We start from the raw sequence: 17,461 nt of genomic DNA, 5'->3' as shown, positions 1-17,461 counted from the left end.
TCTGACACAAGGGTTGACAGGACCCACCGGGCTGCTCACTGTAGAAATCGTGCTGTAAGCGCTTACAGCAAGCCCGTACGCGGACCCTCGACGGGCTCGTCCCGAAGGAGGCACAGTGAAACGGTTACGTCGCTTGACCCGCAGTGCGCTCACGTTCGCGATGCCCATCACCACCGCCGGCCTCGGCCTGGCAACGACCACCGGGCCCGCCGCGGCGGCGGCGGAAGACCCGAAGGTCGGCACCCCCTGCACGGCCGCCGATCTCGGCAAGCGCTCCCCGTACGTCAAGAGCAGCACGGTCACGCCGACGATCACGCACTTCAAGACCTTCTACGTGACGGCCGGATCGGTCGGCAACCACACCGTCACCCTGCAGAAGTCCACCGTGGTCACCGTCGCGGTCGGCACGAGCGTGACGATCACCAGCACGTTCGACACCAAGGTCCTCGGCAGCGTCGCGACGGCGGTGCAGCAAACGGTGAACACGACCACCGCCACCACCGACTCGGAGTCCACGGCCATATCCTGGACCTTCAACGCTCCGGGCTACTACGCCCTGTACAAGGGCACCCGGGCGGTGACCGGCGAGTACGGCAGCGTCAACTGCGGCCGCGTGGACAAGGGCGACGGCACGTTCGCCACCGAGTGGACCGACCGGCCCGGCGGCGCCTACACGACGTTCACGGCCATCGAAGAGGGCGCGATCACGTGCGACGACGTCGTACCCGCGGGGACCCTCATGAGGCTGGCGCAGGAGCGGCTCGGCTGCTTCGGGACCGCGCCCCAGCAGGAGCGGGAGACGCCCGCGCCCGAGAAGCGGGCGTCCGGAGCGGCGATGGCGCCCTTCGCCGCGCCGCCGGGCTTCACCTGCGAGCCGGGCTACTACCGGGTCGGCACCCCGGACCGGCTGCTGAACTGGTGGAACGTCGACGGCACCAACGTGTTCGACCTCCGGGGCTGGTCGACCTCCACCCGCGCGATGTGGACCGTGTGCCAGGGGCCGGTGAGCAACGGCATGACCGAGCACGTGTTCATCAACCGCCAGAGCGGCAACTGCCTGACCCTGGTGGGCGGGGAGAGCGCCAACGAAGGCGGCCGGCTCGTCGAGGACGCCTGCCGGACCGTGGACGACCACCAGCGCATCTACCTCTACCGGGACGTTCCCGGCTCCACCAAGGTCGGCTTCCAGATCAAGAGCACCGGCTTCATGATCGGACAGGCCCGGGTCGCCGACCGTGAGCTGGTTCGCCAGTACAGCTCGGGCATGGCCGACGGCACCGGCACGTACATCCTGGAGAAGGTCGCGTGAAACGCCGGCTGATCATCCTGCTCGTTCCCGCCCTCGCGGCGGTCCTGCTCGGCCCCTCCCCCTCCCCCGCCGCCGCCGCGTCCGGCGGCGACCGGAGCACCCTGATGCGCTACGCCGCGGACACCTGGCGCTCGTTCGTGGCCATGACGGAGCCGGCGACCGGCCTGCCGCACGACCACATCGGCGGCGACCTCGCCCCCTCCACCCGCAGCCGCTACACGTCCCCGACCAACATCGGCGGCTACCTGTGGAGCACCGTGATCGCCCGTGACCTCGGCATCGTCAGCCCGCGCGAGGCCGACCAGCGCATCCGGCAGACGCTGGACACGCTCGACCGCCTGCCGCACCACGAGCCGTCCGGGATGTTCTACAACTGGTACGACCCGGCGACCCTGAAGGTGCTGCGGGAGTTCCCCGGCAGCGGCGACCCGATCCATCCGTTCCTGTCCAGCGTCGACAACGGCTGGCTGGCCTCGGCGCTCATGGTGGTGCGCGCGTCCGTGCGCGGGCCCGCCGGCGCGCAGGCCACCCGGCTGCTCGGCGAGATGGACTTCGGGATCTACTACACCGCGGCGCCCACCGCGCAGCACAACCGCGGCGGCGGCCTCATGCGCGGCGGCTTCTTCGACGAGCAGCCGCCGCCCGGCCAGTGCACGGAGCAGAACACGTACCAGGGGAAGCCGCTCTGGCTGGGCTGCTTCCACTACGACACCCACATCACGGAGGCGCGGATCTCCGGGTACGTCGGCGTCGCCCTCGGCCAGGTCCCCCAGGTCTGGTACTTCGGCCCGAACCGGACGTTCCCCGCGAGCTGCGACTGGGGCTGGGTCGAGCAGCGTCCCGTCGGACGCGTCGACACCTACCTCGGGATCGAGGTCTTCGAGGGCACGTACGAGTACCGCGGCCGCCGGTTCGTGCCCAGTTGGGGCGGGGACATGTTCGAGGCGCTGATGCCGGCCATGTTCGTCCCCGAGGAACGATGGGGCCCCAAGAGCTGGGGCCGCAACCATCCCGTCTACGTGCGCGGCCAGATCGAGCACGGCCTGATCGAGGCGGGGTACGGCTACTGGGGCTTCTCGCCGGCGAGCGACCCGTTCGGCGGATACTCCGTCTACGGCGTCGACGAGATGGGCATGGACCCCGGCGGCTACCCGTCGGACCGTGAGCAGACCAACGTCGACAAGGGGTACGAAGGCTGCCGCGACCCGCAGCCGCCACCGACGTTCGGTGACGGCGTGGTGACCCCGCACGCGTCGTTCCTCGCGCTGCCGTACGCGTCCGACGAGGCGCTGGCCAACCTGCGCAAGCTGCGGCAGAACCTGGACGCGTACGGTCCCGGTGGCTTCTACGACTCGATCGCGGTCCGCTCCAACACCCCGGCCAGGCGCTACCTGGCCCTCGACCAGGCGATGGTGCTCGGGCCGATCGGCAACGCACTGCTGAACGACCGCCTGCGCCACTACTTCGGCGAGGGCGGGGCCGAGCAGCGCCTGCGCCCGGTCATGCAACTGGAGGAGTTCCACCTGTCCGGCTGAGCCGGAAGAGGCGGCCGGGTTCCCCGGCCGCCTCGCCTGGCCTGATCCCGGGGAAACGGCGGCCCATCGCCGGCCGATCACCGCGCCACCCGTGCCAGGCACGCGCATCGGGGCAGGTCAGAACCCGGGCGGCGGGGTCTCGGCCGGGCCAGGCACGACGTGCAGGACGATCACGCCGTCGTTGTAGCTTTCCGCCGTCGCCACCGGCCGGTCCGGATCGATCCGTGAGTCGGGGACGTCCGGCTCGGAGCGGAAGCCGTGGTCGCCGTTGCGCAGCGGCCAGTCGAGGGCGTAGGCCACCTTCAGGCCGTGCTCGCGCACGACGCGTGCCGCCTCGGACGCCGGACGTCCCGTGAGCTTCACCCCGGCCAGCGCCTCGCCCGGCCAACTGGCGTCGGCGGGGTAGGCGTACTTCTCACCCGGCTCGGCCGGGCGGCCCAGTCTGACCGTCGCGGGTCCCTCGATGTCCGCGGTGACGCTGAAGGCGGTGATGCAGTCGGCGACCCGCTCGGGGCAACTGGACCCGGTGAACGCCGCCGTCGCGTCGGGGTCGGACTTCTCGAATCCGAAGACGGACCCCGGCTGCCGCGGCGAGACGGGGATCAGCTCGACGGTGAGGTTGTCCAGGCCGACCTTGTGGAACGCCTTCTCCAGCTCCGCGGGATCGGGATCTCCTTCGGTGAAGTAGAAGGCGAACTCGTCGCCGACGCGGTCGATCGTCACCGCCTGGCTGGCGTACACCTGCTCGGCGGTCCCGAACAGGGACGGCACGACGACGATGGCTCCCGCCAGGGCGGCGGCCGTGGCCACGCCGAGCAGGGCGCGGCGGGGAGACAGCATGAGCCGCCGCCGCCGGGCCGGTGGACGTTCCAGCGAGACGATCTGCGTCAGCAGCGCGTCCGCCCCCGCGGTGGACGCGCTCCCGGCCAGGCTCTCGTCCAGCACCCTCGCCCGGTGCTTGAAGATCAGGTCGTTGTTCACCGTGACTCCTTCTCGATGAGCGGCCGTGCCGCGAAACGGGCCGATGAGCGGGTCTTCTCCAGGGCCTTGGCGAAGCGCCCGCGGGCCCGGTGCAGGCGGATGCGGGCGGCGTTGCGGGAGCAGTCCAGCACCTGGGCGATCTCGCCGGGGTCGAGCCCCTCCCACAGGGCCAGGGCGAGCAGTTCGCGATCGCTGTCGGAGAGCAGGTCCAGCGCCTCGTCCACCCCGTTCGCGACGTCCTGCTCGGTCTGGTGGGAGTGGGCGGCGTAGAGGTGTTCCAGCTCGTCCGTGAGTTCGGTGTGCCGGGTGAGCCTGCGCCGCTCGCCGCGGCGGTGGTTGGCCAGGACCCGCCGGGCCACGCCGTACAGCCACAACTTGCCGGCCTCGCTGTGGGGCAGCTCGGCTATCCGCCGCCAGGCGATCACATAGGTCTCGGCCACGACGTCGGCGGCGTCCTCCGGAGAGGAGCACCGCCGTACGGCGTAGCCGAGGATCTGCTCATATGTCTGCCGGTAGACCGCCTCGAACCGGGACCGGTCGTCTTGTTCATTCACGCGCCATCCTCGTCAGACCCTTTCGAACGCTGCGGGCTTTCAGTTCCTACGTGTTCGCGGGCGACGGCAGAATTTCAGGTCAGGCGTGAACAGTTGAGCATCGGCGCTGAGAACGATCTCGCGCGTACCGGGCCGCAGCGATGATCAGAGCACGTCGACCAGGGTGGCTTCGGTGGTCCTGACGCTGCCGTCGGGCCTGCGGTAGGTGACGGGCACGGTGGCTCCGGCGCGCACTCCCGTGCGGGCGGCACGCTGCTCCCTGGCGTTGGTGACGGTCTTGCCGTTGAAGGCGATGATGACGTCACCTGCGCGGATCCCGGCCTTGTCGGCTGGGCCGCCCGGCACGACCTCGGACACCAGCGCGCCACTGTTGTCGGGGGTGTCCGCACGGCTGATGCCGAACAAGCCCTGTTTGCCCTCGGTGATGATCACGTCGAGAGGCTGCTGCTCGCCGTCGATGCTCAGACTTCCGCTGTACCGGGCCCTGGTCAAAGGGGCGTTGGCGTCGGCCTGGAGCCAGACGCGTACGGGCATGTTCCACCGCCACCGCCCCGGTGGCATGCGGACGGTGGCGGTGGAGCCGTCGGTGGCGATGGCCTCCGCGCAAGGGCGGGGGCGGCAGTTCATCTCCAAGCGGGTGATGTGGGTGTGGCGCGGAGCGGTGAAGACGAACGTGCTCGAGGCGGGGCGGACGCGGTTGTCCGGCGGGAAGGTGACAGGCTTCGCAGTGCCCGGTGCGTCGAGTTCCGGCACTTCTTGCTGCGCCGCGACGCGGGCTGGGAGCGCGACGGGGCCGTTCGTTCGGAGGGCTGTCGATCCGGTGGCCGGGAGCGCGGACGCGGCCTGGGCGGCTGCGTGGTGGTGCTGAGCGCCGTTGACGGCGCGGGTTTCGTAGCCCGCCCAGGCGGGGGCTGACGGGGCCATGGCCATGGGCCCGGCGGCGGCGAGCACGGCGAGCGTGGTTGAGATGCGCAAGGGGGGATCCTCTCCGATCCACGGTTCCACTACATAGCGTTACCGTCGGCGACGTCAGGTAAACGACGCGGTGTACGCGAGCCGGACCCGCCGGCCGGGGTACGAGGCCCGGCCGGTCAGGTGAGACGCGCGTAGACGATGACGTTGTCCGTGTAGTGGCCGGTCAGCGGGTCGAAGCCGCCGCCGCAGGTCACCAGGCGCAGGCCCGCGTGGTCGAGCGGACCGTACACGCGGTGGGAGGGGAAGCGGCTCTTGGGCACCTGTTCCACCGACTGCACCACGAAGGCGGCGACCGACCCGTCCGCGCGGGTGACGGAGATGCGGTCGCCCCGGCGCATCCGTCCGAGTTCGTGGAAGACGCCCCTGCGTCCCGCGCCGTCGACGTGGCCGAGGATCACGGACGCCCCGCGCTCCCCGGGCGCGTAGCCGCGCGCGTACCAACCGGCCTGCTCGGGCCGGTCCACCGGTGGCACCTGTACGGTGCCGTCGGCGTTGAGGCCGAGCCGCGAGAGGGCGACGTGCACGCCGATCCTCGGCACGTCCAGGCGGCGCGGTTCGGAACGGGGCAGGACGGGAGCGGTCGACGGGGAGTCCGTCCCCCGTGTTCGCGTACGGGTGGGGTCGTCCGCCGCCTCCACGCGCGCGGGGGCGGGCGGGGCCTCCCTGGCCTCCCATGCCTCCCTGGACAGGAGGGCGGTGCTCGCGAGTACGGCGCCCGCCACGGTGAGCGCGGCGGCCACCAGGCCGAGGGCCCGGTGGCCGCCCCTGGTCAGCTCCGGCACCTCACGCCTGAGCGCGCTTGCGGCGGCGCAGTGCCAGCAGACCCGTCCCGGCTCCGGCGGCGAGCAGGACCCCTCCGACCGGTACGAGCGCGCTCGCGTCGCGACCGCCCCCGGTCTCCGGAGCCCCCTCGGGAATCTGGCGGCCCGGCTCCCCGAAACGGGGCTGGGGCGTCGGCGATCCCACAGGGTTGGGCGCCGTCGCCGCCAGGACCGGCCCGGCGACGGTCAGCAAGGCGACGGTGAGCCCCGCCGCGGCCACAGCATTACCGGCAAAACGCATGACATCCTCCTACGACGGCCGCGCCGGATCGGCGCGGACCGCCCGCGATCAGAGTTCCGATGGGGAGCGGCTCAGATGCTGGCAGCGCGATGTGCGCCCGCCATGATTGGAATGTCATGAGCGTGTAATGAATGGCGACATCGTCCGGAAACGTGGTGATCAAGCCGGATACTTGAACCGTGGCCAGGGTGATGCTGATCGAGGACGACCCCTCCGTACGGGAGGGGTTGCGTCTCTCGCTCAGCCGCCACGGCCACGAGGTCGACGCCGCCGGCACGGGCGAGGAAGGGCTGCGCCGGCTACAGGTCACCCCCACCGACATCGTGGTGCTCGACCTGATGCTGCCCGGCCTGGACGGCTTCGAGGTCTGCCGCCGGATCCGGGCGGGCGGCCCCATGCCGATCGTCATGCTCACGGCCCGTGGCGACGACCTCGACATCGTCAGCGGCCTGGAGGCGGGCGCCGACGACTACGTGGTCAAGCCCGTACGTCCGCGCGTGCTGGAGGCGCGGATCCGCGCGGTGCTGCGGCGCGGGAGCGCGGCGGAAGCGCCGGAAACCGGGCCGGAGTCGCACGGCGACCTGACGATCGACCGGGGCTCGCTGACCGTGTCCAAGGCCGGTGTCCCGATCACGCTGCCCCCGCTGGAGCTGCGGCTGCTGCTGGAGCTGTCGGCGGCGGCCGGCCAGGTGTTCAGCCGCCAGCAGCTCCTCGAGTCGGTGTGGGACCTCGACTTCCTGGGCGACTCCCGGCTGGTGGACGCGTGTGTGCAACGGCTGCGTACGAAGATCGAGGACGTCCCCTCGAAGCCCCGGTACGTCCAGACCGTGCGCGGGTTCGGGTACCGGTTCGGCCCTCTGTGACACCCGCCGCTCGAGACAGGCGCAGGCCCAGGCTCCCGCTGGGGATGCGCGGGCTCCGGGCCCGGCTGGTGGTCGTCTTCGTGCTGCTCGCGGGGCTGAGCGCGGTCACCGCCGCCGGGCTGGTCTACCGCCAGGCGCACGACCTCATGCTGACCAGGACGGAGTGGTCGGTCGTCAACGAGTTCCGGCTGCGCGTCGCGACCCTCACCGAGAACATGCGGCACCCGCCCGACCGCGCGGCCCTGCAACGGCTCGCCAACGGCGTGGCGCCCGCGTTCCTGGAGGCGACCGGCGCCGCCGTCTACGCGGACTCGGGCCTGGTCGCCTCGGGAGACGGCACCGGCCCGATCACGCCCGCGCTCCGCCGCAGCGTCGCGGACGGGCGGCGGCTGGCCTACCAGCGGGTCGTCTCGTCCGGCACCCCCTACCTCGTCGTGGGCACGCCCGTGCTGCTGGGCCGCCAGCGCGATCCCTCCGGGGTGGAGGTCTACCTCGTGACCCCGCTGCAGAAGGAGGCGGCGGACCGGGACGCGCTGATCGTCGCCGCGCGGAACGGCCTGCTCCCGGTCGCGGCGCTGGCCGTGCTGTTCGCGCTGCTGGCGGCCGGAGGCGTGCTGCGCCCGGTGCGCGACCTGGACCGGGCGGCGCGCAGGCTCGGAGCGGGCGAGTTGGACACGCGGCTGAAGGTGACCGGCCGCGACGAGCTGGCCCGGCTGGTGCAGACCTTCAACGGCACGGCCGCCGCCCTGGAGGCCAACCTGTCCGAGCTGCGCGAGATGGAGGTCAGGGCCCGCCGGTTCGTCGCCGACGTGTCCCACGAACTGCGCACCCCGCTCGCGTCCATCCTGGCGATGGCGGAGATGTTCGAGGAGGAGGCCGGTCACCTCGAAGGCGACCTGCCCGAGGCCGCCCGGCTGCTGAACCTGGAGGTGGGCAGGCTGGCGCGGCTCGTCGACGATCTCATGGAGATCTCCCGGTTCGACGCGGGGGCGGCGCGGCTCAGCCTGGACGACGTGGACGTGGCCGACGCGATCCGCGCCTGCCTGCGTACCCGCGGCTGGACCGCCCGCGTCGTCCTGGACCTGCCCTCGCGGGTGCGGATCCGGATGGACCCCCGCCGCTTCGACGTGATCGTGGCCAACCTGGTCGGCAACGCCCTGCGGCACGGGGCGCCCCCGGTCACCGTACGGCTGCGCGCGGACGCCCCGCCGGACACCGACCGGATCTTCATCGAGGTCCAGGACGCCGGCCCAGGGGTGGACCCGGACCTTCTCCCGCACGTCTTCGACCGTTTCTCCAAGGCCGACGCGGCCAGGACGAGGTCGGAAGGAAGCGGGCTCGGCCTGGCCATCGCCCTCGAGAACGCGCGCCTGCACGGAGGCTCGATCGACGTGGCCAACCCACCCGGCGGCGGCGCCCTGTTCCGCGTCGCCCTTCCCCGTCACCCGGAGCCGAGATGAACCTCCGCGGGCCCGCCCGCGCACTGGCGGTCGCCTCGCTGCTGGCCGGATGCGCCATCAGCCCGACCGGCGTGCTGGACGGGGGCGAACCGCCCGTCGGGTTCCAGCCCAGCATCCGCCTCTACTTCGTGTCGGGCGCGCGCCTGCGCGCCGTGAGCCGGCCCATGCCGTGGCCCTCGCCGGAGGAGACGCTGAACCTGCTGGTGGACGGCCCCACCTCGGACGAGCAACGGCAGGGACTGCGCACCGAACTACAGCCCGACACCGACACGCCGGCCAAGGTCACCTCGGAAGGGGCGAAGGTCACCATCTCCCTCGCCGCCCCCGTACCGACGCCGCTGGGGAGCCTGTCGCCCAGGCAGCGTGACCAGAACCTGTGGCTGGGGCAGCTCACCTGCACCGCCGCGAGCGCCCTGGCCGCGCGCTCGGACATCGACCCCGACGCCGTCACGGTCACCATCCAGCGCGACAAGGCCGGGCGGTTCGGCTCCTTCCGGTGCTCGGAGTTCCCCCGCGCGCCGGAGTGACCTCCCGCGAACCGCGCTGGTCCCGGGCACTGCCCGACCTCGGGCTCGCGTCATCGTAGGGTCAGCCGGACTCGGCGAGCAGGTGGACGACACCGGCCGGGTTCTTGATCCAGTGGGTTCTGGACTCGAAGTTCTCGAAGGGCTCCACCTCGTCACACGGGTGGATGCCGATGTCGGCCAGTTCGCGGGTCGCCGCGTCCAGGTCGTCGGTGTGCAGTTGCAGCCACAGGTCGGGCCGGCTGTAGTTGTCGACGCAGTCGAGCCACAGCGTGTTGGGGCCGAACCGCACCGAATGGGTTCTCGAGACGGTCGGGGCGTAGGAGACGTCGTCCTCTTTGACGTCGAAGCCCAGGGTGTCGCGGTAGAAGGCCACGGTGGCCTCGTAGTTGGCCTTGGGGATCTTCATGGCGATGTTCAGACCTGCGGTGAACTCTGGCTTGCTCATGGTTGTGTGACTCCTTCGTTCGGGTCGGTGATGTCCAGCGCGCGTTCCAGCGCGGCCAGCCGGTGGTCCCACCTGTTGGCGAGCCCGGCCAGCCACACCTGGGCCGCGCGCACGGCGGCCGGCTCCAGCCGGTACGGATGGCGACGGCCGTCCGGTGCGCCGGAACTGATCAGGCCCGCCTCGGCGAGCTGGCCGAGGTGCTTGGCGACCGCCTGGCGGCTGATCGGCAACCGTCGCGCCAGATCGGTGACGGTCGCGGGCCCGGCGCGGGCGAGTTCTTCCAGCAGCGCCCGCCGCGTCGGATCGGTGAGTGCCGCGAACACCGCGACGGCCTGCTCCTCAGTATCAGGCGGCCGCATCGAGGTAGGCATTCAGGTCGGCCAGCTCAGCGTCCCATCCCTGGCTGTTGCTCTGGTGGGCAGACCGGGCCAGATCGTCGGCCGCCTGCGCGAACCCGCTCTCCACGAGGCGCAGCCGGGTGCCGTCGGACACCTGCTCCAGGGTGAAGTCCACCAGCGTCTGGGGCGCGTCCTCCTCCGGCAGCCCCTCGATCCCCCACCTGAACGCGAACCGGTGCGGCGGGTCGACCACCGCGATCGTGGCGACTGACTCCTGGTCGAGGTCGTCCCAGCGGAAGAACGCCCGCCCGCCGGGCCGCAGCTCTATCTCCGCCGCCGAGCCGAACCACCGCGAGAGCCCTTCCGCGGTGGTCAGCGCGGCCCACACCCGGTCGATGGGGTGCCGTAGCACCACCACCCGCTCGATCGAATCCGCGACCATACTCCCCCTCCTTCGCAACCTTTGGGTTGCCATTAATAAGCAACCTACAGGTTGCGATAACTGTCCGCAAGCCCCCGGCACATGGTCATCACCGAGGAGACGATCGCAAGACCGCAGGTCGCGGCCACCCGCCTGACAACAACGGCGCGGCCCCCAGACCCCACAGCCGTACGGTGCCGTCCCCGCCCCCCGACACCGCGATCGTCCTGCCGAGGCTTTCACCCGTGGCCGGATCCCATGCCCGCGCCTGGTTGCCGTGCGCGGCGACGGCGACCGTAACTGCCTACCCGGCGGCGGGCTCTTCGACGGTGGTGAGGCCGGGCGCGTGGCCCAGGTCGTCGTGGTCGGTGTCGCCATCGATGTGGTCGGCGTGGTACAGGCCCTGGGTGAGCAGGCGGCGCACGTGCTCGTCGGCCGCGCTGTAGTAGACGAAGGTGCCCTCGCGACGACCCTTGACCAGACCGGCCAGCCGCAGCTTGGCCAAGTGCTGACTGACCGTGGTGGGCGCGGCGTCGGCGAGTTCGGCCAGGCAGGCGACGTTGGACTCGCCCTGCAGCAGCGCCCACAGGATCTTGATGCGGGTGGGATCGGACAGCAGCCGGAACGACTCGGCGGCCAGGTGCACCTGCTCCTCGTTCGGCATGTCGAAGTCCGGCAACGACGTGTGCATACCCGCCAGCATACCCCTTCACCTTCCTGCTTGCGTATCTGCGTGGGTGCGCATATACGATGATGCGGTGACAACGGAATTGAGGACACCGGCCGCCGGCCAGGTCGGCGCCGTACCGCCTGCCAGGGCTCTTGCGCCGCGCTGGTCGGGGATGTGGTCGCTGCCGGAGGTGCGCTGGGCCGTGCTGGCTCTGGCGTTGTTCGCCGTGGGCGGCGTCAGCCATCTGGCCGGCGCGCCGTCGTGGCTGTGGTGGGGGCTGTACCTGGCCTGCTACGCGGCCGGCGGGTGGGAGCCCGGCCTGGCCGGGCTGAAGGCGCTGCGCGAGCGGACGCTGGATGTGGACCTGCTGATGGTCGCCGCGGCGATCGGCGCCGCCGCGATCGGGCAGGTCTTCGACGGCGCGCTGCTGATCGTCATCTTCGCGACCTCCGGCGCGCTGGAGGCCGTGGCCACCAAGCGCACCGAGGACTCGGTACGCGGCCTGCTCGACCTGGCCCCCGCCACCGCCACCCGCCTCACCGACGACGGCGGGGAGGAGACGGTACCCACCGGGCAACTGGCGCTCGGCGAGGTGATCCTCATCCGGCCCGGCGAACGGGTCGGCGCCGACGGGCGGGTGCTGGACGGAGCCGGCGAGGTTGACCAGGCCACCATCACCGGCGAGCCGCTGCCGGTGGCCAAACAGGTGGGCGACGAGGTGTTCGCCGGCACCCTGAACGGCAGCGGCGCGCTTCGGGTACGGGTCGAGCGCGACCCGTCGGACTCGGTGATCGCCCGGATCGTGGCCATGGTCGAGGAGGCGTCCAGGACCAAGGCGCCGACCCAGTTGTTCATCGAGAAGGTCGAGCAGCGCTACTCGATCGGCATGGTGGCCGCCACTCTGGCGTTGTTCACCGTGCCGCTGGTCTTCGGCGCCGATCTGCAGTCGACGCTGCTGCGCGCGATGACGTTCATGATCGTCGCCTCGCCGTGCGCGGTGGTGCTGGCCACCATGCCGCCGCTGCTGTCGGCGATCGCCAACGCCGGACGGCACGGCGTGCTGATCAAGTCCGCCGTGGTCATGGAACGCCTGGGCCAGATCGACGCGGTCGCCCTGGACAAGACCGGCACCCTGACCGAAGGCGCCCCCCGCGTCACCGACCTCCGTCCCCTGCCCGGGGCCGACCTGGACGCCGACGCCCTGCTGGCGTTGGCCGCGGCGGCCGAGCACCCCAGCGAGCACCCGCTGGGGCGCGCCGTCGTCGCCGCGGCCCGCGAGCGCGGCCTGCGGGTGCCCGGGGTGGAGGACTTCGCCTCCACCCCCGGCCTCGGCGTCACCGCCACCGTTGACGGGGTCGAGGTCGGCGTCGGCAGCCCCGAGCGGCTGCTGCGTGGCCTGAGCGGGCAACGCGCCGCCGACGCCGCGACCGCGGTCGCCGGGCTGGAAAGCCAGGGCCGTACCGCTGTCCTGGTCACCCTCGACGGCGTCCCGGCCGGAGCGCTCGGCATCGCCGACCGCCTGCGGCCGGACGCCGCGACCACCGTCGCCTCCCTCACCGCTCTGACCGGTGCCACGCCGGTGCTGGTCACCGGCGACAACCCCCGCTCCGCCGCCCGCCTCGCCGGCGAGGTCGGCATCGTCGACGTGCGTGCCGGACTGCTGCCGGCCGACAAGGTGGCCGCCGTGCGGCAGATGGAGAACGCCGGGCGCAAGGTGCTGGTCGTCGGCGACGGCGTGAACGACGCCCCCGCGCTGGCCGCCGCGTACAGCGGGATCGCCATGGGCCGCGCCGGCTCCGATCTGGCCCTGGAGACCGCCGACGCCGTGGTGGTGCGCGACGAACTGGCCGCCATCCCCGCGGTGGTGGCCCTGTCACGGCGGGCCAAGCGCCTCGTCGTCCAGAACCTCGTCATCGCCGCGGTGTTCATCACCGGCCTGGTCATCTGGGACCTGGTCGGCGAGCTGCCGCTGCCTCTCGGCGTCGCCGGGCACGAGGGCTCCACCGTCATCGTCGGCCTCAACGGCCTGCGCCTGCTGCGCGAGGCGGCCTGGCGGCGTGCCGCCACTCCCGAAGGCTGACCTCCCCCCATGAACCACCACCTCAGCCGGAGACGTCCTCGACGGCAGCCCCTTCTTCCCTGCACCGGCGCCGCGGCAGCTCGCCGTGAACTCGTTCGCTGACTTGTGTGAAAGACGGGCGAAACCACTTCCTTGGGAAGGCCCAACCACATGCCGCTCAGCACGACCCTGTCTGACGCCGCCCTGATCGAACGATCGTGGCGAGATCCCGAGGATTTCGCCCTGCTGTTCGACAGGCACGCAGGACACATCCACCGTTATGTGGCCCGCCGGCTCGGCGACGACACGGCCGACGACGTCGTCTCCGAGACGTTCCTCGCCGCGTTCAGGCAGCGCCGCGACTACGACACCGCCCGCCCGGAGGCCCTCCCCTGGTTGTACGGCTTCGCGACCAACTTCATCCGCCGGCATCAGCGTGCCGAGGTACACCGCTACCGGGCTTACTCGAAAATGGGCGTGCTTCCCGACGCCGACGAGGCCATGGAGCAGGCTCTTGAGCGGGCGAGCGCGCATGCCGTACGCCGCCCGCTCGCCCAGGCGCTCGCCTCGCTGAAGGCCCGCGACCGCGACGCCCTCTTACTCGTGGCCTGGGCCGACCTCACCTACGAGGAGGTCGCCAACGCCCTGTCCATCCCGATCGGAACAGTCCGTTCCCGCCTCAACCGCGCGCGGGCCATCGTCCGCGACGCCCTCGGCAGCACCGACCCCACGACGGAGCAGACCTCATGAACGAACGGACCGACCTGACCGACCTGACCGAACTCCGCGACCTGCGCGACCTGTTCGCCGACAAGCCGCACCCCACGGCGGACCGCCTCGCCCCCGCCCGTACCGCCCTCCTGACCGAAGCCCGCACGACCCGGCGGCCCCGGGCACGGGCGGCCGGAGTGCGGCGTCTGTTGCCGGCGGGCGGCCTGGTCGCGGCGATGACCGCAGGAGCGATCGCCCTCCAGTCGTTCAACCCCCTCGCGCCCGCGAGCGCCGCCGAGGTGCTGAGGCTGGCGGCCGACGCCGCGACCGCCACCCCGTGGCCGGAACCCCGCGACGACCAGTACCTCCACTACGAACGGATCGCGGAGACCCGCAGCGAGAACGGGGTTTCCAACGTCGGTGGTCCGCGCCACGTCACGGGCGAGGTCTGGGAGTCCGTCGACGGCTCCCGCCCAGACCTGTGGTGGCACAAGCCGTCGAAATCCAACCCCCGGGGCCCCGAGTACCGGGAACTCCTGACCCGGTGCCCCGAGCGTGGCGCCGGGCGTCCTGCCTACGCCGACCTTCGCGGGTGGCCGACCGACCAGGAGCAGCTCCGGCGCAAGCTGGCCGAACGCGGTAACGAAATGGCCCCCAGCAAGGACACAGCGACCCAGACCTGGAACGGCGTCGTCCACATCCTCGGCAGCCCGGTCCCGCCCGAGCAGCAGGCGGCCATCTTCAAGATCGCCGCGACCCTGCCGGGCATCGAGGTGGAAGAGCTCAAGGACGCCACCGGCAAATCGGGCATCGCCGTGACCCGGGTGGACAACCGAGGCCCCGGGGGCGCCGTCTCCCGCGAATCCCTCATCTTCGACAAGACCTCCTACGTCCTCCTGGGCGGCCAGGAACTCGTGCCGGGGCAAGGGCGTGAACTCTGGTCCATCACCCGTCCGCAGCTCACCGACGCGCTCCCGGCCTGGTCCAAGTCCCTGAAGCGGAGCGGCTGCCTCTGAGCCCGCGCTCACCGGACGACCACGACCACGACCGCGGCCGAGTCGAGCCGCGCGGCGTCCCAGCAGGAGGAGGTCGACGAAGGACTCCTTCCTCTGGGTCCTCCCTTCCCGTAACTTGGATCACGGCCAGGTGAACGGTGCGATAGGGATGCGACCATCAGACCTCCCCGTGTACCACCCCGTGTACCACCGCGCGAGATCATCGCCGCGGCCGTCGCCGCGCGGGCCCGCCGTGCCGCCCGGGACACGGCCGCGCCAAGCGCGTCCGCCATGGGCGAGCCTTCCGCGGCACCGGATCCGGCTCCGCGGCGTTGGCTCCGGCTGCTCTCCCTGGCTGCGATCGTGGTGGCGATCGCGGCCTGCGCGGGCGCGGCGGCCGCGCTGCCGATGCCGGATTGGGCGCGGTGGACACTGACCGGTACGGCGCTGACGGGCGTGGCCTGTCTGCTGCTCGCCCTGCTGATCGGCCCGGTCGCGCGGCGGCTGGCCGGGGAGAGCACCCCGTTGAGCACTGCCGAGCGTCGGCAGATGAGCCCGGCCGAGCGCGCCGAAGCGGTCAACGCCGCCCGGCACACGCTGATCCAGGCCGCCACCGGCATGGTGGTGATCGGCGGTCTGGTGTTCACCGCCCAAGGTCTTTGGTACACCGCCGAGTCCCTGAACACCGCCCGCGAGACCCAGCTCCTCGCGGTGGACGGCCAGCGCCTGGCCGAACAAGGCCAGATCACCGACCGCTACACCAAAGCCGTCGAACAGTTGGGATCAGCCCAACAGGACGTGCGCCTGGGCGGCATCTACGCTCTACAACGCCTGGCCGTCGACTCACCCCGCGACCGGGACTCGATCCGCAACGTGCTGGCCGCCTTCGTCCGTGGGCACGACTTCTGCACGGCGACAGACGAGCAGCAGAAACTCCCCCCGATCTGCACGGCGAAAACGGCAACCCACCTCAAGCTCCGGGAGGTACCTCTTACCAAGCCGAAGGCGGATGTGTCAGCGGCCATGACCATCGCCGCCAATCTGGCGAGCAGCGGACGTGGTGACGGCGCAACCCCTTTCGGCGGCCTTGCCGACTTTTCTCAGGTCCGCTTTCACCGGGCGGAGCTGACCGAGATGAGCCTGCGCAACGTGGACCTGAACACGGCGTTCCTGGGCGGTGCGCAGCTCTACGGCGCGGATCTGCGCGGCGCGGACCTGAGGTTCGCATTCCTGGCCAGTGCGAACTTGGACGAAGCACACCTGGACGGCGCATATCTGGCCGCGGCCTCGTTGTCCGGCGCGAACCTCCAGGGAGCGAACCTGCGCGGAGCGTTCCTGCAGAGCGCGGACCTGTCGGGGGTGGACCTGCGCGGGGCGGACCTGAGCGGAGCGGATCTCCGCGGGGCACAGCTCAGCGGCGCGAACCTGGAGGGCGTCAAGGGGAAGACCCCGCAGCAGATACGCGCGGAGGCGACCGTGGACGAGACGACCCGGTTCTGAGACCTCGCCCTCAGGATCGGGGGCGTCTGAAGGCGGAGAGGAGTCTGTCCGCGGCCAGAGCCGGGGTGATCTCTCCGGCCAGCACCTCGCGCTCGACCTCCTCGGTGATCGCCGCCACCTCAGGGTCGTTGCGCAGCTCCGACAGCAGCCGGTCCTGGACGAGCGTCCAGGTCCAGCGCACCTGCTGGCGGCTGCGCTTGGCGGCCAGGTCGAGGGCGTCCTGGTGGGCCAGGACGTGCCGCCAGAGCTTGTCGAGCCCGTCGCCGGTCAGCGCGCTGCAGGTCAGTACGGGCGGCGGGGCGTCACCTGAGCGCAGCAGGCGCAGCGCCCCCGACAGTTCGCGGGCGGCCTTCCTGGCGGGCAGTTCGTACTCGCCGTCGGCCTTGTTGACGGCGATGACGTCGGCCAGCTCCAGCACGCCCTTCTTGATGCCCTGGAGCTGGTCACCCGTACGGGCCAGGGTGAGCAGCAGGAACGTGTCCACCATGTCGGCCACCGAGGTCTCCGACTGGCCCACGCCGACGGTCTCCACCAGGACGATGTCGAAGCCGGCCGCCTCGACCACGACCATGGCCTCCCTGGTGGCCTTGGTGACGCCGCCGAGCGTGCCGGAGGTGGGCGAGGGGCGGATGAACGCGGCGGGGTCGGCCGCCAGCCGGGACATGCGGGTCTTGTCACCGAGGATGCTGCCGCCCGTTCGCGTGGAGGACGGGTCCACGGCCAGCACGGCGACCTTGTGCCCCTGCGCGGTCAGCCGGGTGCCCAGCGCGTCCACGAACGTGGACTTCCCGACGCCGGGCACCCCCGACACGCCGACCCTGCGGGCCCGTCCGGAGAGGGGGGTGAGGTCGACGAGCAGCCGCTGTGCCAGCGCCATGTGGTCGGGCCTGGTCGACTCGACCAGCGTGATCGCGCGGGCGATCCAGGTACGTGACCCCGCCCGTACGCCGCGGGCGTAGTCCTCCAGCGAGTGCACCCCATTTACCCCCTTCTTCCCAGTTGATCAGCCTAACTTCTGACAAGTCTTGACCTTTGCGAGTAGGGTGCTGGAGTTCT

General features: G+C 71.5%; 19 protein-coding genes. 9 read left to right on the top strand and 10 right to left on the bottom strand.

Features of this window, described 5'->3' with window-relative positions:
- Nucleotides 1-115 precede the first annotated feature (115 nt).
- Together ACZ6S0_RS09460 and ACZ6S0_RS09455 are read left to right on the top strand one after the other, a co-directional pair.
- Entirely contained in the window at nucleotides 116-1,309 is a 1,194-nt protein-coding gene (locus ACZ6S0_RS09460; RefSeq protein ID WP_465915038.1) for a hypothetical protein, read from the top strand.
- Complete coding sequence (locus tag ACZ6S0_RS09455; RefSeq protein WP_465915036.1) at nucleotides 1,306-2,844, top strand: glucoamylase family protein; 1,539 nt, start codon at nucleotides 1,306-1,308, stop codon at nucleotides 2,842-2,844. The genes ACZ6S0_RS09460 and ACZ6S0_RS09455 overlap by 4 nt, the downstream gene beginning before the upstream one ends.
- A 117-nt stretch (nucleotides 2,845-2,961) precedes the next feature.
- Here the strand turns inward: ACZ6S0_RS09455 and ACZ6S0_RS09450 are convergent, their stop codons facing one another.
- The 5 genes from ACZ6S0_RS09450 to ACZ6S0_RS09430 all read right to left on the bottom strand — a co-directional run bounded on the left by ACZ6S0_RS09450 (nucleotide 2,962) and on the right by ACZ6S0_RS09430 (nucleotide 6,416).
- On the bottom strand, nucleotides 2,962-3,825 hold the full coding sequence (locus ACZ6S0_RS09450) for a hypothetical protein (RefSeq protein ID WP_465915034.1): 864 nt from the start codon (nucleotides 3,823-3,825) through the stop codon (nucleotides 2,962-2,964).
- Nucleotides 3,822-4,379, bottom strand: a complete 558-nt coding sequence (locus tag ACZ6S0_RS09445; protein ID WP_465915032.1) for an RNA polymerase sigma factor — start codon at nucleotides 4,377-4,379, stop codon at nucleotides 3,822-3,824. The genes ACZ6S0_RS09450 and ACZ6S0_RS09445 overlap by 4 nt, the downstream gene beginning before the upstream one ends.
- 144 nt (nucleotides 4,380-4,523) lie before the next feature.
- The gene (locus ACZ6S0_RS09440) at nucleotides 4,524-5,354 is read right to left on the bottom strand and encodes a S1C family serine protease (RefSeq protein ID WP_465915031.1); all 831 of its coding nucleotides are present in this window, start codon (nucleotides 5,352-5,354) and stop codon (nucleotides 4,524-4,526) included.
- A gap of 116 nt (nucleotides 5,355-5,470) precedes the next feature.
- Complete coding sequence (locus ACZ6S0_RS09435; protein ID WP_465915030.1) at nucleotides 5,471-6,136, bottom strand: class F sortase; 666 nt, start codon at nucleotides 6,134-6,136, stop codon at nucleotides 5,471-5,473.
- A 1-nt stretch (nucleotide 6,137) separates the two neighbouring features.
- Complete coding sequence (locus ACZ6S0_RS09430; protein ID WP_465915028.1) at nucleotides 6,138-6,416, bottom strand: hypothetical protein; 279 nt, start codon at nucleotides 6,414-6,416, stop codon at nucleotides 6,138-6,140.
- 179 nt (nucleotides 6,417-6,595) lie between these two features.
- Here ACZ6S0_RS09430 and ACZ6S0_RS09425 point away from each other — a divergent pair, with 179 nt between their 5' ends.
- The 3 genes from ACZ6S0_RS09425 to ACZ6S0_RS09415 are packed head-to-tail and all read left to right on the top strand — an operon-like array spanning nucleotide 6,596 to nucleotide 9,266.
- Complete coding sequence (locus ACZ6S0_RS09425; protein WP_465915025.1) at nucleotides 6,596-7,279, top strand: response regulator; 684 nt, start codon at nucleotides 6,596-6,598, stop codon at nucleotides 7,277-7,279.
- Between the two features lie 44 nt (nucleotides 7,280-7,323).
- On the top strand, nucleotides 7,324-8,739 hold the full coding sequence (locus ACZ6S0_RS09420; protein ID WP_465915023.1) for an ATP-binding protein: 1,416 nt from the start codon (nucleotides 7,324-7,326) through the stop codon (nucleotides 8,737-8,739).
- A complete protein-coding gene (locus ACZ6S0_RS09415) occupies nucleotides 8,736-9,266 on the top strand; it encodes a hypothetical protein (RefSeq protein ID WP_465915021.1) in 531 nt (176 codons plus the stop codon). Before ACZ6S0_RS09420 ends, ACZ6S0_RS09415 begins: the two co-directional genes overlap by 4 nt.
- 61 nt (nucleotides 9,267-9,327) lie before the next feature.
- On the opposite strand, the gene ACZ6S0_RS09410 is transcribed toward ACZ6S0_RS09415, so the two are convergent.
- The 4 genes from ACZ6S0_RS09410 to ACZ6S0_RS09395 form a co-directional block, all read right to left on the bottom strand.
- Nucleotides 9,328-9,711, bottom strand: coding sequence for a VOC family protein (locus ACZ6S0_RS09410; RefSeq protein ID WP_465915019.1), 384 nt, complete (start codon nucleotides 9,709-9,711; stop codon nucleotides 9,328-9,330).
- Complete coding sequence (locus ACZ6S0_RS09405; protein WP_465915018.1) at nucleotides 9,708-10,070, bottom strand: ArsR/SmtB family transcription factor; 363 nt, start codon at nucleotides 10,068-10,070, stop codon at nucleotides 9,708-9,710. The genes ACZ6S0_RS09410 and ACZ6S0_RS09405 overlap by 4 nt, the downstream gene beginning before the upstream one ends.
- Nucleotides 10,057-10,491: an SRPBCC domain-containing protein gene (locus tag ACZ6S0_RS09400; RefSeq protein ID WP_465915016.1), complete on the bottom strand. Its 435-nt coding sequence runs from the start codon at nucleotides 10,489-10,491 to the stop codon at nucleotides 10,057-10,059. The genes ACZ6S0_RS09405 and ACZ6S0_RS09400 overlap by 14 nt, the downstream gene beginning before the upstream one ends.
- A 283-nt stretch (nucleotides 10,492-10,774) precedes the next feature.
- Entirely contained in the window at nucleotides 10,775-11,161 is a 387-nt protein-coding gene (locus ACZ6S0_RS09395) for an ArsR/SmtB family transcription factor (RefSeq protein WP_465915014.1), read from the bottom strand.
- 67 nt (nucleotides 11,162-11,228) lie between these two features.
- On the opposite strand from ACZ6S0_RS09395, the gene ACZ6S0_RS09390 reads away from it, so the two are divergent.
- From ACZ6S0_RS09390 to ACZ6S0_RS09375, 4 genes are all read left to right on the top strand, one after another.
- Complete coding sequence (locus ACZ6S0_RS09390; protein ID WP_465915011.1) at nucleotides 11,229-13,220, top strand: heavy metal translocating P-type ATPase; 1,992 nt, start codon at nucleotides 11,229-11,231, stop codon at nucleotides 13,218-13,220.
- A gap of 150 nt (nucleotides 13,221-13,370) precedes the next feature.
- The gene (locus ACZ6S0_RS09385) at nucleotides 13,371-13,949 is read left to right on the top strand and encodes an RNA polymerase sigma factor (RefSeq protein WP_465915010.1); all 579 of its coding nucleotides are present in this window, start codon (nucleotides 13,371-13,373) and stop codon (nucleotides 13,947-13,949) included.
- A complete protein-coding gene (locus tag ACZ6S0_RS09380; protein WP_465915008.1) occupies nucleotides 13,946-14,926 on the top strand; it encodes a CU044_5270 family protein in 981 nt (326 codons plus the stop codon). Before ACZ6S0_RS09385 ends, ACZ6S0_RS09380 begins: the two co-directional genes overlap by 4 nt.
- Nucleotides 14,927-15,196: 270 nt before the next feature.
- On the top strand, nucleotides 15,197-16,405 hold the full coding sequence (locus ACZ6S0_RS09375) for a pentapeptide repeat-containing protein (protein ID WP_465915007.1): 1,209 nt from the start codon (nucleotides 15,197-15,199) through the stop codon (nucleotides 16,403-16,405).
- 10 nt (nucleotides 16,406-16,415) lie between these two features.
- Here ACZ6S0_RS09375 and meaB read toward each other — a convergent pair whose 3' ends face one another.
- Entirely contained in the window at nucleotides 16,416-17,381 is a 966-nt protein-coding gene (meaB, locus tag ACZ6S0_RS09370; protein ID WP_465915005.1) for a methylmalonyl Co-A mutase-associated GTPase MeaB, read from the bottom strand.
- Between the last annotated feature and the right edge of the window lie 80 nt (nucleotides 17,382-17,461).

This window comes from Nonomuraea sp. NPDC051298, from assembly GCF_055586305.1.
The sequence above is the reverse complement of the archived record's forward strand: the minus strand, read 5'-3'. Positions and strand labels throughout refer to the sequence as shown.